14 protein-coding genes are annotated in these 15,192 nt (G+C 64.6%); 11 read left to right on the top strand and 3 right to left on the bottom strand.

Annotated features, from left to right (window positions below):
- The first annotated feature begins 114 nt into the window (after positions 1-114).
- From BTO32_RS00190 to BTO32_RS00240, 11 genes are all read left to right on the top strand, one after another.
- Positions 115-1,671, top strand: a complete 1,557-nt coding sequence (locus BTO32_RS00190) for a bifunctional ADP-dependent NAD(P)H-hydrate dehydratase/NAD(P)H-hydrate epimerase (RefSeq protein WP_076722432.1) — start codon at positions 115-117, stop codon at positions 1,669-1,671.
- Positions 1,668-2,189, top strand: coding sequence for a tRNA (adenosine(37)-N6)-threonylcarbamoyltransferase complex ATPase subunit type 1 TsaE (gene tsaE, locus BTO32_RS00195; RefSeq protein WP_076722433.1), 522 nt, complete (start codon positions 1,668-1,670; stop codon positions 2,187-2,189). The genes BTO32_RS00190 and tsaE overlap by 4 nt, the downstream gene beginning before the upstream one ends.
- Positions 2,190-2,223: 34 nt before the next feature.
- Entirely contained in the window at positions 2,224-3,549 is a 1,326-nt protein-coding gene (locus BTO32_RS00200; RefSeq protein WP_076722434.1) for an N-acetylmuramoyl-L-alanine amidase, read from the top strand.
- 21 nt (positions 3,550-3,570) lie between these two features.
- Positions 3,571-5,442, top strand: a complete 1,872-nt coding sequence (gene mutL, locus BTO32_RS00205; protein WP_076722435.1) for a DNA mismatch repair endonuclease MutL — start codon at positions 3,571-3,573, stop codon at positions 5,440-5,442.
- A gap of 49 nt (positions 5,443-5,491) precedes the next feature.
- Positions 5,492-6,463 carry a tRNA (adenosine(37)-N6)-dimethylallyltransferase MiaA gene (gene miaA, locus BTO32_RS00210; RefSeq protein WP_217696992.1) on the top strand — a complete coding sequence of 324 codons (972 nt, stop codon included), beginning with the start codon at positions 5,492-5,494 and terminating at the stop codon, positions 6,461-6,463.
- Between the two features lie 47 nt (positions 6,464-6,510).
- On the top strand, positions 6,511-6,762 hold the full coding sequence (hfq, locus tag BTO32_RS00215; RefSeq protein ID WP_011786214.1) for an RNA chaperone Hfq: 252 nt from the start codon (positions 6,511-6,513) through the stop codon (positions 6,760-6,762).
- A gap of 116 nt (positions 6,763-6,878) precedes the next feature.
- Entirely contained in the window at positions 6,879-8,177 is a 1,299-nt protein-coding gene (gene hflX / locus BTO32_RS00220; RefSeq protein WP_076722959.1) for a ribosome rescue GTPase HflX, read from the top strand.
- Between the two features lie 78 nt (positions 8,178-8,255).
- Entirely contained in the window at positions 8,256-9,449 is a 1,194-nt protein-coding gene (hflK, locus tag BTO32_RS00225) for an FtsH protease activity modulator HflK (RefSeq protein ID WP_076722437.1), read from the top strand.
- A 3-nt stretch (positions 9,450-9,452) separates the two neighbouring features.
- A complete protein-coding gene (gene hflC, locus BTO32_RS00230; protein ID WP_076722438.1) occupies positions 9,453-10,331 on the top strand; it encodes a protease modulator HflC in 879 nt (292 codons plus the stop codon).
- Between the two features lie 178 nt (positions 10,332-10,509).
- On the top strand, positions 10,510-11,691 hold the full coding sequence (locus BTO32_RS00235) for an ATP phosphoribosyltransferase regulatory subunit (protein ID WP_076722439.1): 1,182 nt from the start codon (positions 10,510-10,512) through the stop codon (positions 11,689-11,691).
- 14 nt (positions 11,692-11,705) lie between these two features.
- Positions 11,706-13,001 (top strand): adenylosuccinate synthase, encoded by a 1,296-nt coding sequence (locus BTO32_RS00240; RefSeq protein ID WP_076722440.1) that lies wholly within the window; start codon positions 11,706-11,708, stop codon positions 12,999-13,001.
- Positions 13,002-13,053: 52 nt separating this feature from the next.
- On the opposite strand, the gene cmoB is transcribed toward BTO32_RS00240, so the two are convergent.
- From cmoB to BTO32_RS00255, 3 genes are read right to left on the bottom strand one after another with little or no spacing between them, the layout of a single operon-like run.
- Complete coding sequence (gene cmoB / locus BTO32_RS00245; RefSeq protein WP_076722441.1) at positions 13,054-14,064, bottom strand: tRNA 5-methoxyuridine(34)/uridine 5-oxyacetic acid(34) synthase CmoB; 1,011 nt, start codon at positions 14,062-14,064, stop codon at positions 13,054-13,056.
- Positions 14,061-14,822, bottom strand: coding sequence for a carboxy-S-adenosyl-L-methionine synthase CmoA (gene cmoA, locus BTO32_RS00250; RefSeq protein WP_076722442.1), 762 nt, complete (start codon positions 14,820-14,822; stop codon positions 14,061-14,063). The genes cmoB and cmoA overlap by 4 nt, the downstream gene beginning before the upstream one ends.
- Positions 14,815-15,174 (bottom strand): PA3694 family proteiin, encoded by a 360-nt coding sequence (locus BTO32_RS00255; RefSeq protein ID WP_076722443.1) that lies wholly within the window; start codon positions 15,172-15,174, stop codon positions 14,815-14,817. Before BTO32_RS00255 ends, cmoA begins: the two co-directional genes overlap by 8 nt.
- Positions 15,175-15,192 lie beyond the last annotated feature (18 nt).

Genomic DNA, 15,192 nt, shown 5'->3' on the forward strand with positions numbered 1-15,192 from the left:
GCCAGTGCCGGGTATCGGCTTGATTAAGTTATGACCTTCTGAACTGTTTTGCTATGCTTTACAGACATCTGGCCAATTTTCTTAAACCGGTTTCTTTCGCGAGGGTCCAGGCCCATGCCGTCCCATGCAATGCGCAGTCTACCAGAGGCGTTGTACTCCGCCGATGCCGTCCGCCACATGGACCGCTACCTGATCGACGATTGTGGTGTGGATGGCTTCGAGCTGATGCAGGCCGCGGCCCGTGCCGCTTTCCGGCAACTGGTCCGGCGCTGGCCCGAGGCCGGGCCGGTACTGGTGCTGTGTGGCGCCGGCAACAACGGTGGCGACGGTTATCTGGTGGCGGCCCATGCCCGGCGCCACGGGTTGACGGTGGAATGCCTGGCCGCCACGCCCACCGACAGGCTGAGCGGTGATGCGCGCAAGGCGTGGCAGCAGGCGGTGGCGGACGGCGTGCCCGTACGCCCGTTGACAACGCTGGATACCGCGGCCCTTACCGAGACGTTTTCCCGTGCCGCGGTGATTGTCGATGCCCTGCTCGGGACCGGGACCACCGGTGCGCCAAGGCCACCGTTTGATGATCTGATTCAGCGTTGCAATGCCCGCCAGGTGCCGGTCCTGGCGGTGGACGTGCCGTCCGGGCTGGATGCCAGTACCGGCGCGACGCCTGGCGATGTGATCCGGGCCACGGTAACGGTGACCTTCATCGCCCGCAAGGCGGGACTGTATACCGGCCAAGGCCCGGCGGTGTGTGGCGACATCGAATTCGCCGACCTGGACACCGGCCACGACCCCCAGACCGGCGGCCCGGCGCCGCTGGCGCACTTGCTGCACCTGGGCCGTGCCGGTGCCTGGCTGCCGCCGCGCCCAGCCAATGCCCACAAAGGCCGTTTTGGTCATGTGCTGGTGGTGGCCGGGGACCGGGGCATGGGGGGCGCCGGGCTGATGGCTGCGGAAGCTGCTGTCCGCTCCGGGGCGGGCCTGGTGTCGCTGGCCACGCGCCCGGAGCATGTCTCGGGAGCCCTGGCCCGGTGTCCGTCCGTCATGGTACACGGCATCATCCACGGTTCCGAGCTGGCGCCCCTGCTGAACAAGGCCTCCGTGGTCGTCTGCGGGCCCGGTATCGGTCAGCTGGCCTGGGGGCAGCAGATGTTGCAGCAGGTGCTGGCCAGTGATAAACCCCGGGTGCTGGACGCGGACGCCCTGAACCTGATGGCGAATCTGGTGGCGGTGGTGTCGGAGCAACAGGTGCTGACACCTCATCCCGGGGAGGCCGCCCGGCTGCTGAATCTGACCGTGGCCGAGGTGGAAGCGGATCGCGTCGCCGCCGCCCGGAAGCTGCAGTCGCTGTACGGTGGCGTGGTGCTGCTCAAGGGGGCGGGCACGGTGGTCGCCTCGTCGCAGGGGGTGGCGATTGTCGCCGGCAGCAACCCGGGTATGGCCACCGGCGGCATGGGGGATGTTCTCAGCGGCGTCGCCGGCGCCCTGTGCGGCCAGATCCCGGATCTTCACCAGGCAACCGTGCTGGCGGCGTGCGCCCATCTGGCAGCGGCGGACCACGCCTCCCGGCACCGGGGCTATATGGGGCTGGCGCCAACCGACGTGATTGAGGCGCTGCCGGAGGTCTTCCGGCGGCTGGAAACCGACAGGGCATCGGCCGGAGAGCGGACATGACGATCATGGGCAATGAACGCCGGTTGTTTCTGGAGAACGAAGGCGAAACCGAGCAGTTGGGCCGGGAGCTGGCCCGCCGGGTTGCCGATTCGGGCCGGGGGCTGACGGTGTTTCTGGACGGCGATCTGGGCATGGGCAAGACGACGCTCAGCCGGGGGATCATGCGCGGGCTTGGGCATCAGGGGGCGGTCAAGAGCCCGACCTATACCCTGGTGGAGCCCTATGAGCACCTGGCTCCGCCCACCTATCATTTCGACCTGTACCGGCTCGGAGACCCGGAGGAGCTGGAGTACATGGGCATTCGGGACTATTTTGCCGGCGACAACCTGTGCCTGATCGAGTGGCCGGAACGGGGCCAGGGCCTGTTGCCGGAGCCGGATCTTGAAATTCACCTGGAACGCCGGGACCATGGGCGCTCGGTGGTCATTCGGGCGCGTACCGACCGGGGCGCGCACTTGATGAACGAACTGGAACTGGTCGGCCCAGGGCACGGTCCGGGCCACGACGGGGGCGGGTAGACGGATGCGTAACATGTTTCGAAGTTTGGGAACGATGTTCGTGCTGGCCGGGCTCTGGTCCGGCGCCATGGGCGCCTGGGCCGGCGATCAGGTGCAGGGTGCCCGGATCTGGCCGGCGCCAGACCACACCCGGCTGGTACTGGATGTGACCGGACCCGTTGAGCACAAGGTGTTTGCCCTTAAGGGGCCGTCGCGGCTGGTCATTGATCTGCAGGATACCACCCTGAAGGCCCGGCTGGACGCGCTGGACTTGGCGGGCAGCCCGATTCGTCGGATTCGCAGCGCGCCTCGCAACGGCAATGATCTCCGGGTCGTGCTGGACCTGAAGACCGACGTCAAGCCGCGCAGCTTCGAGCTGGAGCCCAACCAGCAGTACGGCCATCGCTTGGTGGTCGACCTGATTGATGAAAACGGCAGCCGCCTGGAGAATGCGGGGCAGCCGACCGTAACCCAGGATGCCGGGGGCAAGCGTGACATCGTGGTGGTGATCGATCCGGGCCATGGTGGCGAGGACCCCGGTGCCATTGGCCCCCGGGGAACCCGGGAGAAGGACGTGGCGCTGAAGATGGCCAAAACCCTGGCGAGCCTGATCAATGCCCAGCCTGGCTATACCGCCAAGTTGACCCGGACCGGTGACTATTACATCGGCCTGCGCAATCGCACGCTGCTGGCACGCAAGTACAACGCCGACCTGTTCGTGTCGGTACATGCCGATGCCTTCCGCACGCCTCAGCCCAAAGGGGCTTCGGTGTTTGCCCTGTCACAGCGGGGTGCCACCAGTGAAACCGCGCGCTGGCTGGCCCAGACCGAGAACCGCTCTGACCTGATCGGCGGTGCCGGGGGCGTATCCCTGGAAGGCCGCGACGACATGCTCGCCGGTGTTCTGCTGGACCTGTCAATGACCGCCAGCATCAACGCCAGTCTTGGGGTGGGCAGCTCGGTGCTCGGGCAGCTGGGCTCGGTGGCGAGATTGCACAAGCCCCATGTGGAGCAGGCGGCGTTTGTCGTTCTGAAATCTCCGGACATCCCATCGATTCTGGTGGAGGCGGGTTTCATCTCCAACCCGCAGGAGGAGAAGAATCTGGCGACGGAGTGGTACCGACAGCGGCTGGCCAAGGCCATCATGAGCGGAATCGATGACTATTTCCGCAAGACGCCGCCGCCCGGCACCCTGCTGGCCTGGCAGAAACAGCAGGGCCAGGACACGCCGGCCTTCAGCCACTATCGCATCCGGCAGGGCGACACCCTGTCCGATCTGGCCCGGGAAAACCAGATTTCCGTCAACGAGCTGATGCGGTTTAACGGCTTGAGCGACGACCGTGTTATGGTAGGGCAAACCATTCGTATTCCCGCGTCCTGAGTCAGGAGGTTTGCCCCGAACATGCCCCACATTCATCTGCTCTCTCCCCGCCTGGCCAACCAGATTGCCGCGGGAGAGGTGGTGGAGCGACCCGCCTCGGTGGTCAAGGAACTGGTCGAGAATGCCCTGGATGCCGGCGCGTCCCGGATCGACGTCGAGATCGAGCAGGGCGGTGTCAAGCTGATCCGGGTGCGCGACGACGGTTGCGGCATCGAGCAGGACGACCTGCCGCTGGCCCTGAGCCGGCATGCGACCAGCAAAATCATCACTCTGGAAGATCTGGAAGCCGTCACCTCCCTGGGATTCCGGGGCGAGGCGTTGGCCAGCATCAGCTCCGTGTCGCGCCTGACTCTGACCTCCCGCGCCGCCAGTCAGGAAGCGGCGGCCCGGGTCGAGGTCGAGGGCCGGGAAATGGACGCCAGGATTTCCCCCGCGGCCCATCCCGTGGGCACCACCGTGGAAGTGCGGGACCTGTTCTTCAACACCCCCGCCCGGCGCAAGTTCCTGCGCACCGAGAAGACCGAGTTCAACCATGTTGAGGAATGCATCCGGCGCCAGGCGCTGAGCCGTTTCGATACCGGTTTCACCCTGCGTCACAACCAGCGGGTGGTGCAGAGCCTGCGGCCGGCGACCAGCGCGCTGGACCGGGAGCGTCGGATCGGCGCCCTGTGTGGTCAGCAGTTCATCGACAACGCTGTGGTCATCGACGCCGAGGCCACCGGCCTGCGCCTGTGGGGCTGGGTGGCGCTTCCCACCTTTTCCCGGAGTCAGGCGGACCTGCAGTATTTCTTCGTCAACGGCCGGGTGATCCGTGACAAACTGGTGGCGCACGCCGTACGCCAGGCCTACCGGGATGTCCTGTACAACAACCGTCACCCCGCCTTTGTGCTGTACCTGGAGGTGGACCCGGCCACCGTGGACGTCAATGTTCACCCGACCAAGCACGAGGTTCGCTTCCGTGACGGGCGCCTGGTGCACGATTTCATTTTCCGCACCCTGCACCGGGCGCTGGCGGATGTCCGCCCGGACGATCATCTGCGGGGGGCGGTGGCCCAGTCCTTCGGACGAGAGGCGGCCGTGCCGCCCGCGTCGGCCGAAGACGCGGCCTCCGGAGGTGCCTCCCGGGGGGCTCCCAGTGGTACCACCGGTGGCTCGCCGGCCTGGCGCCCGGATCCCGCGCCCCAGTGGCGGGCCAGTGATCAGATGGCCTTCTACCAGTCCCTCAACAGCGGCGGAGGTGTGGCGACGCCTTCGGAGCCGGCACCGTCGCCGGAACCGCGGCCACTGCCGGCGGAGGACAGTGACCAGGAGCCGCCGCTGGGGTATGCCATCGCCCAGCTGCATGGCATTTACATCCTGGCCCAGAGTCGGGCGGGTCTGATCGTGGTGGACATGCACGCCGCCCACGAGCGGATTACCTACGAACGGATGAAGCGGGCGCTGGAGGCTCAGGACCTCAAGAGTCAGCCCTTGCTGGTGCCGCTGTCACTGGCTGTCAGCCAGAAAGAAGCGGCGCTGGCGGAAAGCCATGGCGAGGAGCTCCAGCAACTGGGCCTGGTGGTGGAGCGGATCGGGCCGGAGACGCTCGCGGTACGCCAGATCCCGGCGCTGCTGCGTGGCGCCGATACCGAGCAGCTGGTTCGGGATGTGCTTGCGGACCTGATCGAACACGGTCAGAGCGACCGCATCGAAGCCGTGACCCATGAGCTGCTGGGTACCATGGCCTGTCATGGCTCGGTGCGAGCCAACCGGCAGTTGACCATTCCGGAGATGAACTCGCTGTTGCGGGACATGGAAGCCACCGAGCGCAGCGGCCAGTGCAACCACGGCCGACCGACCTGGACGCTGGTCACGCTGGCGGAGCTGGACAAGCTGTTCCTTCGGGGGCGCTAGCTGACCCATGGGCAACCCCGGTTCTTCCTACCCTCCCGCGATCTTCCTGATGGGCCCTACCGCCTCGGGCAAGACCGATCTGGCGATGGCGCTGTGCCAGCATGTGCCCTGCGACATCGTCAGCGTGGATTCGGCGATGATCTATCGGGGCATGGACATCGGTACCGCCAAGCCTACGCCCGAAGAACTGGCGCGGGCGCCCCACCGCTTGATCGACATCTGCGACCCGTCGGAGCGGTACTCCGCTGCCGATTTCCGTCGCGATGCCCTGCGGGAAATGGCGCAGATCACCGAGGCGGGCCGGATTCCCCTTTTGGTGGGGGGCACCATGATGTACTTCAAAGCGTTGCTGCACGGGATGTCCGGGCTGCCGTCCGCGGACCCGGAGCTGCGGGCCCGGTTGGAGCAGGAGGCTGCGGAAAATGGCTGGCCGGCCTTGCATCGGGAGCTGGCGGCACGGGACCCGGTGGCGGCGCGGCTGATTCATCCCAATAATCGCCAGCGCCTACTGCGGGCGGTGGAAGTGCTGCGCCTGACGGGGCGCCCGATTTCCTCATTCTGGCAGGCCGCCGGCGGATCAGGCCGGGAAGATGACGGGGATTTCACGTATATCACCCGCTGGCAGGCAGACGAGGCGGCGCCACTGCCGTATACTGTGACGCAGCTTGCGGTCGCGCCCTCGGACAGGGCGGTCCTGCACGACCGGATCGAGCAGCGCTTCCAGCACATGCTCCAGGCCGGGTTTCTGGAGGAAGTGCGTGCCCTGATGGCCCGGGGGGATCTCCATCCGGGCCTCCCTTCCATGCGTTGCGTCGGCTATCGCCAAGCCTGGGAATACCTGGCCGGTGATTGTGATTACGACACCTTTGTTGGGAAGGGGATCGCTGCCACGCGCCAGCTGGCCAAGCGGCAGCTGACTTGGCTGCGCAAATGGTCCGATGTCCACTGGCTGGATAGCCGCGATAAACTTGTCGTTTCCGCAGCCTTGAAAAAGCTGGGACTTCGCACCACATTTAAATAAACCCGAATAAAGACGATCTGCATTTACTAAAAAACAGGAGAAAAATCATGTCAAAAGGGCACTCGTTACAAGACCCTTACCTCAATGCCTTGCGCAAGGAACGCATTCCGGTATCCATTTTTCTGGTCAACGGCATCAAGCTGCAGGGCCAGATCGAGTCTTTCGACCAGTTCGTGATTCTGCTGAAGAACACGGTCAGCCAGATGGTCTACAAGCACGCAATTTCCACGGTGGTTCCTGCCCGCAATGTGCGTCTGCCGCAGCAGAACCCGGCTGGTGAAGGCGAGTCCGAAGACTGATTCGTCTGGTTGTTCCAGATTTGTCACCCGCGTTTCCGAGGACCGTTTTCGGTTTGAGGCACGCGGGTGTTTCTTTTTGAGGAAGTTGGCATTCATGGCCGAGGAGGCTGTTGTCCTTGTTTGAACGTCCTGATGTTGGTGAACGGGCGGTGCTGGTCCACATTGACTTTACCGCCCACGAGGAGACCGAAGATCCGGAGGAGTTCCGGGAGCTGGTCACCTCCGCCGGAGTAGAGCCGGTGGCCCTGGTCACGGGGTCGCGCAAGCAGCCGAGCCCGCGCCTGTTTGTGGGCGAGGGCAAGCTGGAGGAGATCCGGGAAGCCATCCAGTGCCACGACGCCGACGTGGTGCTGTTCAACCATGCGCTGTCCCCCAGCCAGGAGCGGAACATCGAGCGGGAACTCAAATGCCGGGTGCTGGATCGCACCGGTGTGATCCTCGATATCTTTGCCCAGCGCGCGCGGACCCATGAAGGCAAGCTCCAGGTCGAATTGGCGCAGCTGGAGCACATGTCGACCCGTCTGGTCCGGGGCTGGACACACCTGGAGCGCCAGAAAGGGGGGATTGGCCTGCGCGGGCCGGGGGAAACCCAGCTGGAAACCGACCGCCGACTGCTCCGTGAACGCATCAAGTCCATCCACAAGCGCCTGGAGAAAGTGCGCCGTCAGCGCCACCAGGGGCGTCGGGCACGGCACCGGGCCGATATCCCCACGGTATCGCTGGTGGGCTACACCAACGCCGGCAAGTCCACGCTGTTCAACCGTTTGACCGCCGCCTCGGTGTACGCCGCCGACCAGCTGTTCGCAACCCTGGATCCGACCCTCCGGCGTCTGGAACTTCCGGACATCGGGCCGGTCGTACTGGCGGACACCGTGGGGTTCATCCGTCACCTGCCGCATAAACTGGTCGAAGCCTTTCGCGCTACCCTGGAGGAAACCACCGAAGCCAGCCTGCTGTTGCATGTCGTGGACAGCCACGACGGCCGTCGCGATGACAACATCGAACAGGTGGAGAATGTGCTGGCGGAAATCGGAGCCGACGAAATTCCCGTACTGCAAGTGTTCAACAAGATCGACTTGCTGGAAGAGTTTCAGCCCCGGATCGAGCGCAACGAAGAGGGTGTGCCGGTCCGGGTGTGGCTGTCGGCGGTGACCGGCCGGGGGTTGGAGCTGCTGTTCGATGCCATTGTTGAGCGCCTCGCCGACGATGTGGTGCATCATGTCGTGGTGCTGGGGCCGGCGGACGGCAAGCTGCGGGCGCTGCTTCACGCCGCCGGCTCGGTGTTGCGCGAAGAGCACCGGGAGACGGGGGAAACCCTGGTGGAAGTGCGGCTGCAGAACCGTGACTGGTGCCAGCTCCTGCGCCGGGCCGGTGTCAGTGAACAGGCGGTGCGCCTGCAGGACCCGGTGTCCTGAACCGGGCGGCTATTGCCGGGGCGGGTAGAAATCCCTAGTATTTGCAGCCATTCGATACGATAAGGAACGGAGAGCACTATGGCCTGGAACGAACCGGGTGGAAACCGTAACGACAACGACCCCTGGGGTACCGGAGGCGGTCGTCGCGGCAATGATCAGGGGCCGCCAGACCTTGACGAGGCGCTGAAAAAGGGACTGGAAAAACTCAACCGGATGCTCGGTGGCAAGGGCGGCCGGTCCGGAGGCGGTTCCGGCTCCGGCGAGGGGTCCGGAGGCTTTGGCGCCGTGCTGGCCCTGATCGCCATTCTGGTGGTGGGGTATGTCATCTACCAGTCGTTCTATACCGTGGACGAGCAGGAGCGCGCGGTGGTGCTCCGGTTTGGCGAGTACGCGCGAACGGAGGAGCCCGGTCTGCGCTTCAAGGTGCCACTGATCGACGACGTCTATAAGGTGCGGGTCACCAATGTCCGGACCGCCGAATCCCAGGGGCAGATGCTCACCCAGGATGAAAACCTGGTGACCGTCGACCTGCAGGTCCAGTACCGGGTAAGTAACGCTCGGGACTATGTCCTGAACGTGCGAGATTCCAATCAGGCGCTGGCTTTCGCCACCGACAGTGCCCTGCGGCACGAAGTGGGCAGTGCCACTCTGGACGAGGTTCTCACCGAAGGTCGAGCGGAGTTGGCCATCAACGTCGAACGTCGCCTTCAGGCTTTCCTGGAAGAGTACGGCGCCGGTCTGCAGATTATTCGCGTGAACGTGGAAAGTACCCAGCCGCCGGCGGCGGTGCAGGACGCCTTCCGGGAAGTACAGCGTGCCCGGGAGGACGAGCAGCGACTGATCGAGGAAGCGGAAACCTATCGCAACAAGGTGGTCCCCGAGGCCCGGGGGCAGGCCCAGCGGATGATCGAGGAGGCGAACGCGTACAAGGCTAAGGTCATCGAGACCGCGCGGGGTGAGACCGCCCGGTATCTGGACCTGCTGGAGGTTTACGTGCAGGCGCCGGACGTGACCCGCGAGCGGCTCTACATCCAGGCCCTGGAGAACGTGCTGTCCAACACCAGCAAGGTGCTGGTCGATACCCAGTCGTCGGGCAATATGATGTACCTGCCGCTGGACCAGATCATGCGTCGCGGTGGCGGTGCCAGTGCCGACAACAGCCTCGGCGGTCTCGAAGGATCCTCGAGCCAGGTGGACATCAAGAGCCTGACCGATGAGGTCCTGCGGGAACTGCGTAACCGTCAAACCACCAATTCCAGAACGGGGAGATAATCGATGGGTCCGAAAAGTATTATCGGTCTGGCGGGTGCCCTGATCGTCATCCTGGTGGTTTCCTCCAGTGTCTACATCATCCCCGAAACCCATCGCGGCGTGCTGCTGCGGTTCGGTGAGCTGGTGGAGACCAATGTTCAGCCGGGCCTGCACTTCAAGGTGCCGGTGATTGACCAGGTGCGCCAGTTCGACGTGCGGGTGCTGACCATGGACCTGCCGGCACGGCAGTACCTGACGGTGGAGAAAAAACCGCTGGACGTGGACTCTTACATTGCCTGGCAGATCAGCGACGTTGACACGTTCTACCGGGCCACCGGCGGCAACGAATTCAGTGCCCAATCGTTGCTGGCGTCCCGGATCGACAACGGGCTGCGCAACGAGTTCGGGGTTCGGACCATGCACGAGGTGGTGTCCGGTCAGCGGGATGAGCTGATGCACGCCCTGCGCGACCAAGTCAACGAAACCTCCGTGTCGGAGTTTGGGATCCGAGTGCTGGACATCCGCATCAAGGCCATCGAGCTGCCGCAGCAGGTCAGCGAGAACGTCTACCGGCGCATGGCCACCGAGCGTGAGAAGCTGGCCCAGGAGTTCCGGTCCCGGGGCCGCGAGGCGGCTGAGGGTATCCGTGCCGACGCCGATCGCCAGCGTGCCGTGATTCTGGCCGAGGCGTTTGCCAAGTCGGAGCAGCTGCGTGGTGAGGGTGATGGTGAAGCGGCCCGCATCTACGCCGACGCCTACACCCGGAACGAGGCGTTCTACAGCTTCTATCGGAGCTTGACGGCGTACCAGAAAGCGTTCGCCGGCAAGGACGATCTTCTGGTGATCGACTCCGACAGCGACTTCCTGAAGTTCCTCAAGGATCCCCGGGGCGCGGCCAACTGAGGTCCCGGACGCCAGAAACCGGAATACCCTGTGTATTCCGGTTTTTTTGTGCCTGACAACCGTGTAAAATCCGACCGGTTTTGTGTCGGGTTTTCTGACCCCGGCTTCACCACAAATCCCGAGAGTTCCCCGTGGCCCTTCAGGGCGCCGTAGCGGGACAGACAGATAACGGAATCGCATGACTGTATCGGATCGCTGGTTGCTGCCAGACGGTGTGGAGGACATCCTGCCGCCGCTGGCCGGACGGATCGAATCGCTGCGACGGGACGTGATGGATACCTGTCAACGCTGGGGCTACCAGCTGGTTATCCCGCCCCTGATCGAATACCTCGAATCCCTGTTCACGGGGACCGGGCACGACCTGGAATTGCAGACCTTCAAACTGACGGACCAGCTGACCGGTCGCATGATGGGCGTCCGGGCGGACATGACCCCCCAGGCCGCCCGGATCGATGCCCACACCCTGGGACAGGAGGGCATCACCCGGCTGTGTTACGCCGGCCATGTCCTGCATACCCGGCCCCGTCACATGCTGACCGGCCGTACCCCGATCCAGGCCGGCTGTGAACTGTTCGGCAGCGCTTCCGAGGCGGCCGATATGGAAGTGATCCGCCTGATGCTGGAGACCTTGAGGGTGGCCGGACTGCCGAAGGTCCACGTCGACCTGGCCCATGTCGCCATTTACGAAAGCCTCATTGGCGAGGCGGATTTCGACCGTGACACCGAGGAAGCCATCTTTGATGCCATGGGGCGCAAGTCCGTGCCGGAGCTGGATCAACTGCTGGGCGAGTGCCCGGAAGGTTCGGCCGGCTTCCGTCTGCGTCAGCTGGCCCGGGTCAGTGGCGGTCCGGAGGCCCTGGCGGAAGCGCGCCAGGTACTGGCGGGCGGATCGCCCGCGCTGACGGCAGCCCTGGACCAGCTGGCCCGGGTGTCGGACATGCTGTCCCGGGACTTCCCGGAGGTCAGCTTCGGGTTCGATTTCTGTGAGCTGCGCGGTTACAACTACCACACCGGCCTGGTGTTCGCGGCGTACGTGCCCGGACACGGTGAGGCTGTCGCCAAGGGCGGCCGCTATGATGCCATCGGCAGCGACTTTGGCCGTGCCCGCCCCGCCACCGGTTTCAGCCTGGACATCCGGGCGCTGGTGTCGCTGGGTGACCGCGTGGTACGAAAATCAGGCGCCATCTGGGCACCGGCCGACCGGGACCCGGCCCTGGAGGGTGTGATTTCCGGTTTGCGTATGACGGAGACCGTGATTCGGGCACTGCCGGAAGACGAGGGATGTGACCCCGCCGAGCGTGGGTGTGACCGGCAACTGGTGAAAAGAGACGGCCAGTGGGTCGTCGAGTCTCTGGACTGAATTGAGAGAGCATCATGGGCAAGAACGTAGTTGTGCTGGGCACCCAGTGGGGTGATGAAGGCAAGGGCAAGATTGTCGACCTGCTGACCGACAAGGTCGCGGCCGTGGTTCGTTTTCAGGGGGGGCACAACGCCGGGCACACCCTGGTCATCGAGGGCAAGAAAACGGCCCTGCACCTGATCCCGTCCGGCATTCTGCGCCAGGACGTTCAGTGCTTGATCGGCAATGGCGTGGTGCTGTCGCCTGAGGCCCTGCTCAAGGAAGTCCGGGAACTGGAGTCCAGCGGTGTCGCGGTTCGGGAACGGCTGAAAATCAGCCTGGCCTGCCCGATCATCCTGCGCACCCACGTGCGCATTGATCAGGCCCGGGAGCGTGCCCGTGGCAACGACAAGATTGGCACGACTGGCCGGGGCATCGGCCCGGCCTACGAAGACAAGGTGTCACGTCGGGGCGTGCGCCTGGGGGACCTGTGCAACCCGGTGGACTTTGAAGCCAAGCTGCGGGAAATCATGAGCTTCCACAACTTTGTCCTGACCGAGTACTACAAGGAAGAGCCGGAAGACATTGACGCGGCCCTGGCAGAGCTCAAGGTCATGGGCGAAGAGATCCTGCCGATGGCGGCGGACGTGACCGACATGCTGCATGACTACCGCAAGCGGGGCGAGAATATTCTGTTCGAGGGCGCCCAAGGCTCGTTGCTCGATATCGACCTGGGGACCTATCCCTTCGTGACCTCATCCAACACCACCGCAGGCGGTACGGCGACCGGTTCCGGTTTTGGCCCTCTGTTTCTGGATTATGTGCTCGGGATCACCAAGGCCTACACCACCCGGGTGGGTTCTGGCCCGTTCCCGACTGAGTTGTTCGACGACATGGGCAAGCACCTGGCGGTCAAGGGCAACGAAGTGGGCACCACCACCGGCCGCTCCCGCCGCTGCGGTTGGTTCGATGCGGTGGCCCTGCGCCACGCCATCCAGATCAACAGCGTATCCGGGATTTGCCTGACCAAACTGGACGTGCTTGATGGTCTGGAAACCGTGAAGGTGTGTGTGGGCTACCGGACTCCGAACGGCGAGCTGACCCGTCCGCCGATCGGTTGCGACAACTTCAAGGACATCGAGCCGGTCTACGAGGAACTGCCGGGCTGGAGTGAGAGCACCGTTGGCCTGACCAGCATCGACCAGCTGCCGGAGAACGCTCGGGCGTACATCCGCTTCCTGGAAGAGCAGATTGAGGCTCCGATCGACATCATCTCCACCGGCCCGGACCGGGTCGAGACCATCATCCTGCGGCACCCGTTTGGCGAGTGACGCCGGTTAGCCCCCAAAAGCCCCGCCAAGGCGGGGCTTTTGGGTGGCGGTTTCAGGGTTTGGTGGCGATGACCGTGGCCCGCTTGGGGCCGGGGTAGCCCTCGAGGGTCCGGGATGGGTCGGCCGGATCCAGGAAATCCCTTAGAGAGTTGAAGCGCATCCAGTCGGTGCTGCGCTGCTCCTCGGGAGTGGTCACCGTGACATCGACCACCCGGGCGTCCCGGAAGCCGGTACGCTGGAGCCAGCGCAGGAGCGTGTCGCAGCTGGGCAGGAACCAGACGTTGCGCATTTGCGCGTAGCGGTCCTCCGGCATCAGGGTGTAACCCTCCGGGCCGTCGACCACCAGGGTTTCCAGCACCAGTTCACCGCCCCGGCGCAGGGTGCCCTTGAGTTCCAGCAGGTGGTCGATCGGGGAGCGGCGGTGATACAGCACTCCCATGGAAAAGGTGGTGTCAAAGGCCTCCAGGTCCGCCGGCAGATCCTCCATTCGCACCGGCAGCAGATCCACCGGCACCTCCCCCAGATAGCGTTTGACGCTCAAAAATTGGAACAGGAACAGCAGGCCCGGATCGATGCCGACGACCCGCCGGGCGCCAGCGCCGTACATCCGCCAGCAGTGGTAGCCCGAGCCGCAACCGACGTCGAGCACTTGGCGGTCGCGCAGGTCCGACAGGTGGGGGGCCACCCGTTGCCATTTCCAGTCTGAGCGCCACTCGGTATCGATGAAGGTGTCGAAAAACCGGAACGGGCCCTTGCGCCAGGGCATCAGGCCCCGCAGCCCCCGCTCCAGGCGCTCCGCCTGGGCCCCGGACAGGGCAGCGTCCCGGCTGAGGGTGACGGTATCGGTGTCGAAGCTGGCCCGGACGCCGTCGAGCTCCGGCAGTGTCGCCAGGGCTTCCAGCCATCGGGGCAGGTCGCCGTGGGGGTTCTCGTCGAAGCGGTACCGGAGCTGAGTGTTCAGCTGCTGGACCCAGTCCGGCCGTCCCTGGGCGGCGAGGTCGGCAAACAGCGCCTGGAACTGGCGCCGCCAGTCGAAGGACGGTGTCGTGGCTACGGTCGTCATGGTGTCTTGATGGCGAGCAGGGAGGTGAAGTTGAAGCACTGATACCAGAGCAGCACCTGGTCGAAGCCGGCGGCTCGCAGGCGCTCCTGATGCTGTGCCAGGGTTTCCGGTATGAGCACCTGCTCCAGCGCGGTGCGTTTCTGGCTGATTTCCAGGTCGGAATAGCCGTTGGCGCGCTTGAAAGCGTGGTGCAGCCGCGTCTGGATTTCCTGCTCCTGCTCGGATTCGAAGCACAGTTTTTCCGACAGAATCAGCACACCGCCCGGCCGGGTGGCCTCGGCGATGCGCTGGAGCAGGCCGGCCCGCTGTGCCGGGGCAATGAACTGCAGTGTGAAGTTCAGGGTAGTGACCGAGGCATTGCTCAGCTCGGTGTCGAGGATATCCTCACAGCGCAGGGTTACCGGGACCGGCGAGTCGTCCAGGGCGATGTAATGTTCGCAGCGTTCGATCATTGCCGGGGAGTTGTCCACTCCGAACAGGTGGCAGTCGGCAAACGGAATGCCGTGGCGCATGGCCAGGGTGGAGGCGCCGAGGGAACAGCCCAGATCGTAGCAGTGGGAGCCGGGTTGCGCGTACTGCTCGGTGATTACTTCAATCATTGGGATGATGGTGGTGTAGCCCGGCACGGAGCGGCGAATCATGTCGGGGAACACCCGGGCCACCGAGGCGTCGAATCGGAATTCCTCGGGCTTGCGTTCGGTGGCGAACAGACGGTCGGTCGCCTGTTCCGGTGGCTGGCGCTTGCGGGAATCAGTCATCGCCGGGCTCCCTGGCCGGAACTGCCGGTGCCGTGGGAGAGGGCCGGCGGCAGCGCACGCCACGGTTCTTGTAGTCAACGAGAATGCCCCGGAACGAAGGATCCGCGTCGGCGGCGATGGCCAGGTAGCCATCCTGGCACACCGCGTGCAGCTCCGACGCCTTGGGGGACATTCGGTAGGGTTCGTCCGGGGTCACATGAACGGCTTGGAAATCGCCCACCGGCACGTGATCCTTGTTGTCCGAGTGGTCGATTTTGCCGGCACTCTCAAGCGCCAGGACGGTGACCACCACGGTAATCACGGCGGTCAGAATCAGGCTGCGGGCGCTGTAACGGGCTTCGCTTTGGCTCATGCCTACCTCGTTGTAACG

Source organism: Marinobacter lutaoensis (assembly GCF_001981305.1).
Classification (GTDB): Bacteria; Pseudomonadota; Gammaproteobacteria; order Pseudomonadales; family Oleiphilaceae; genus Marinobacter; species Marinobacter lutaoensis.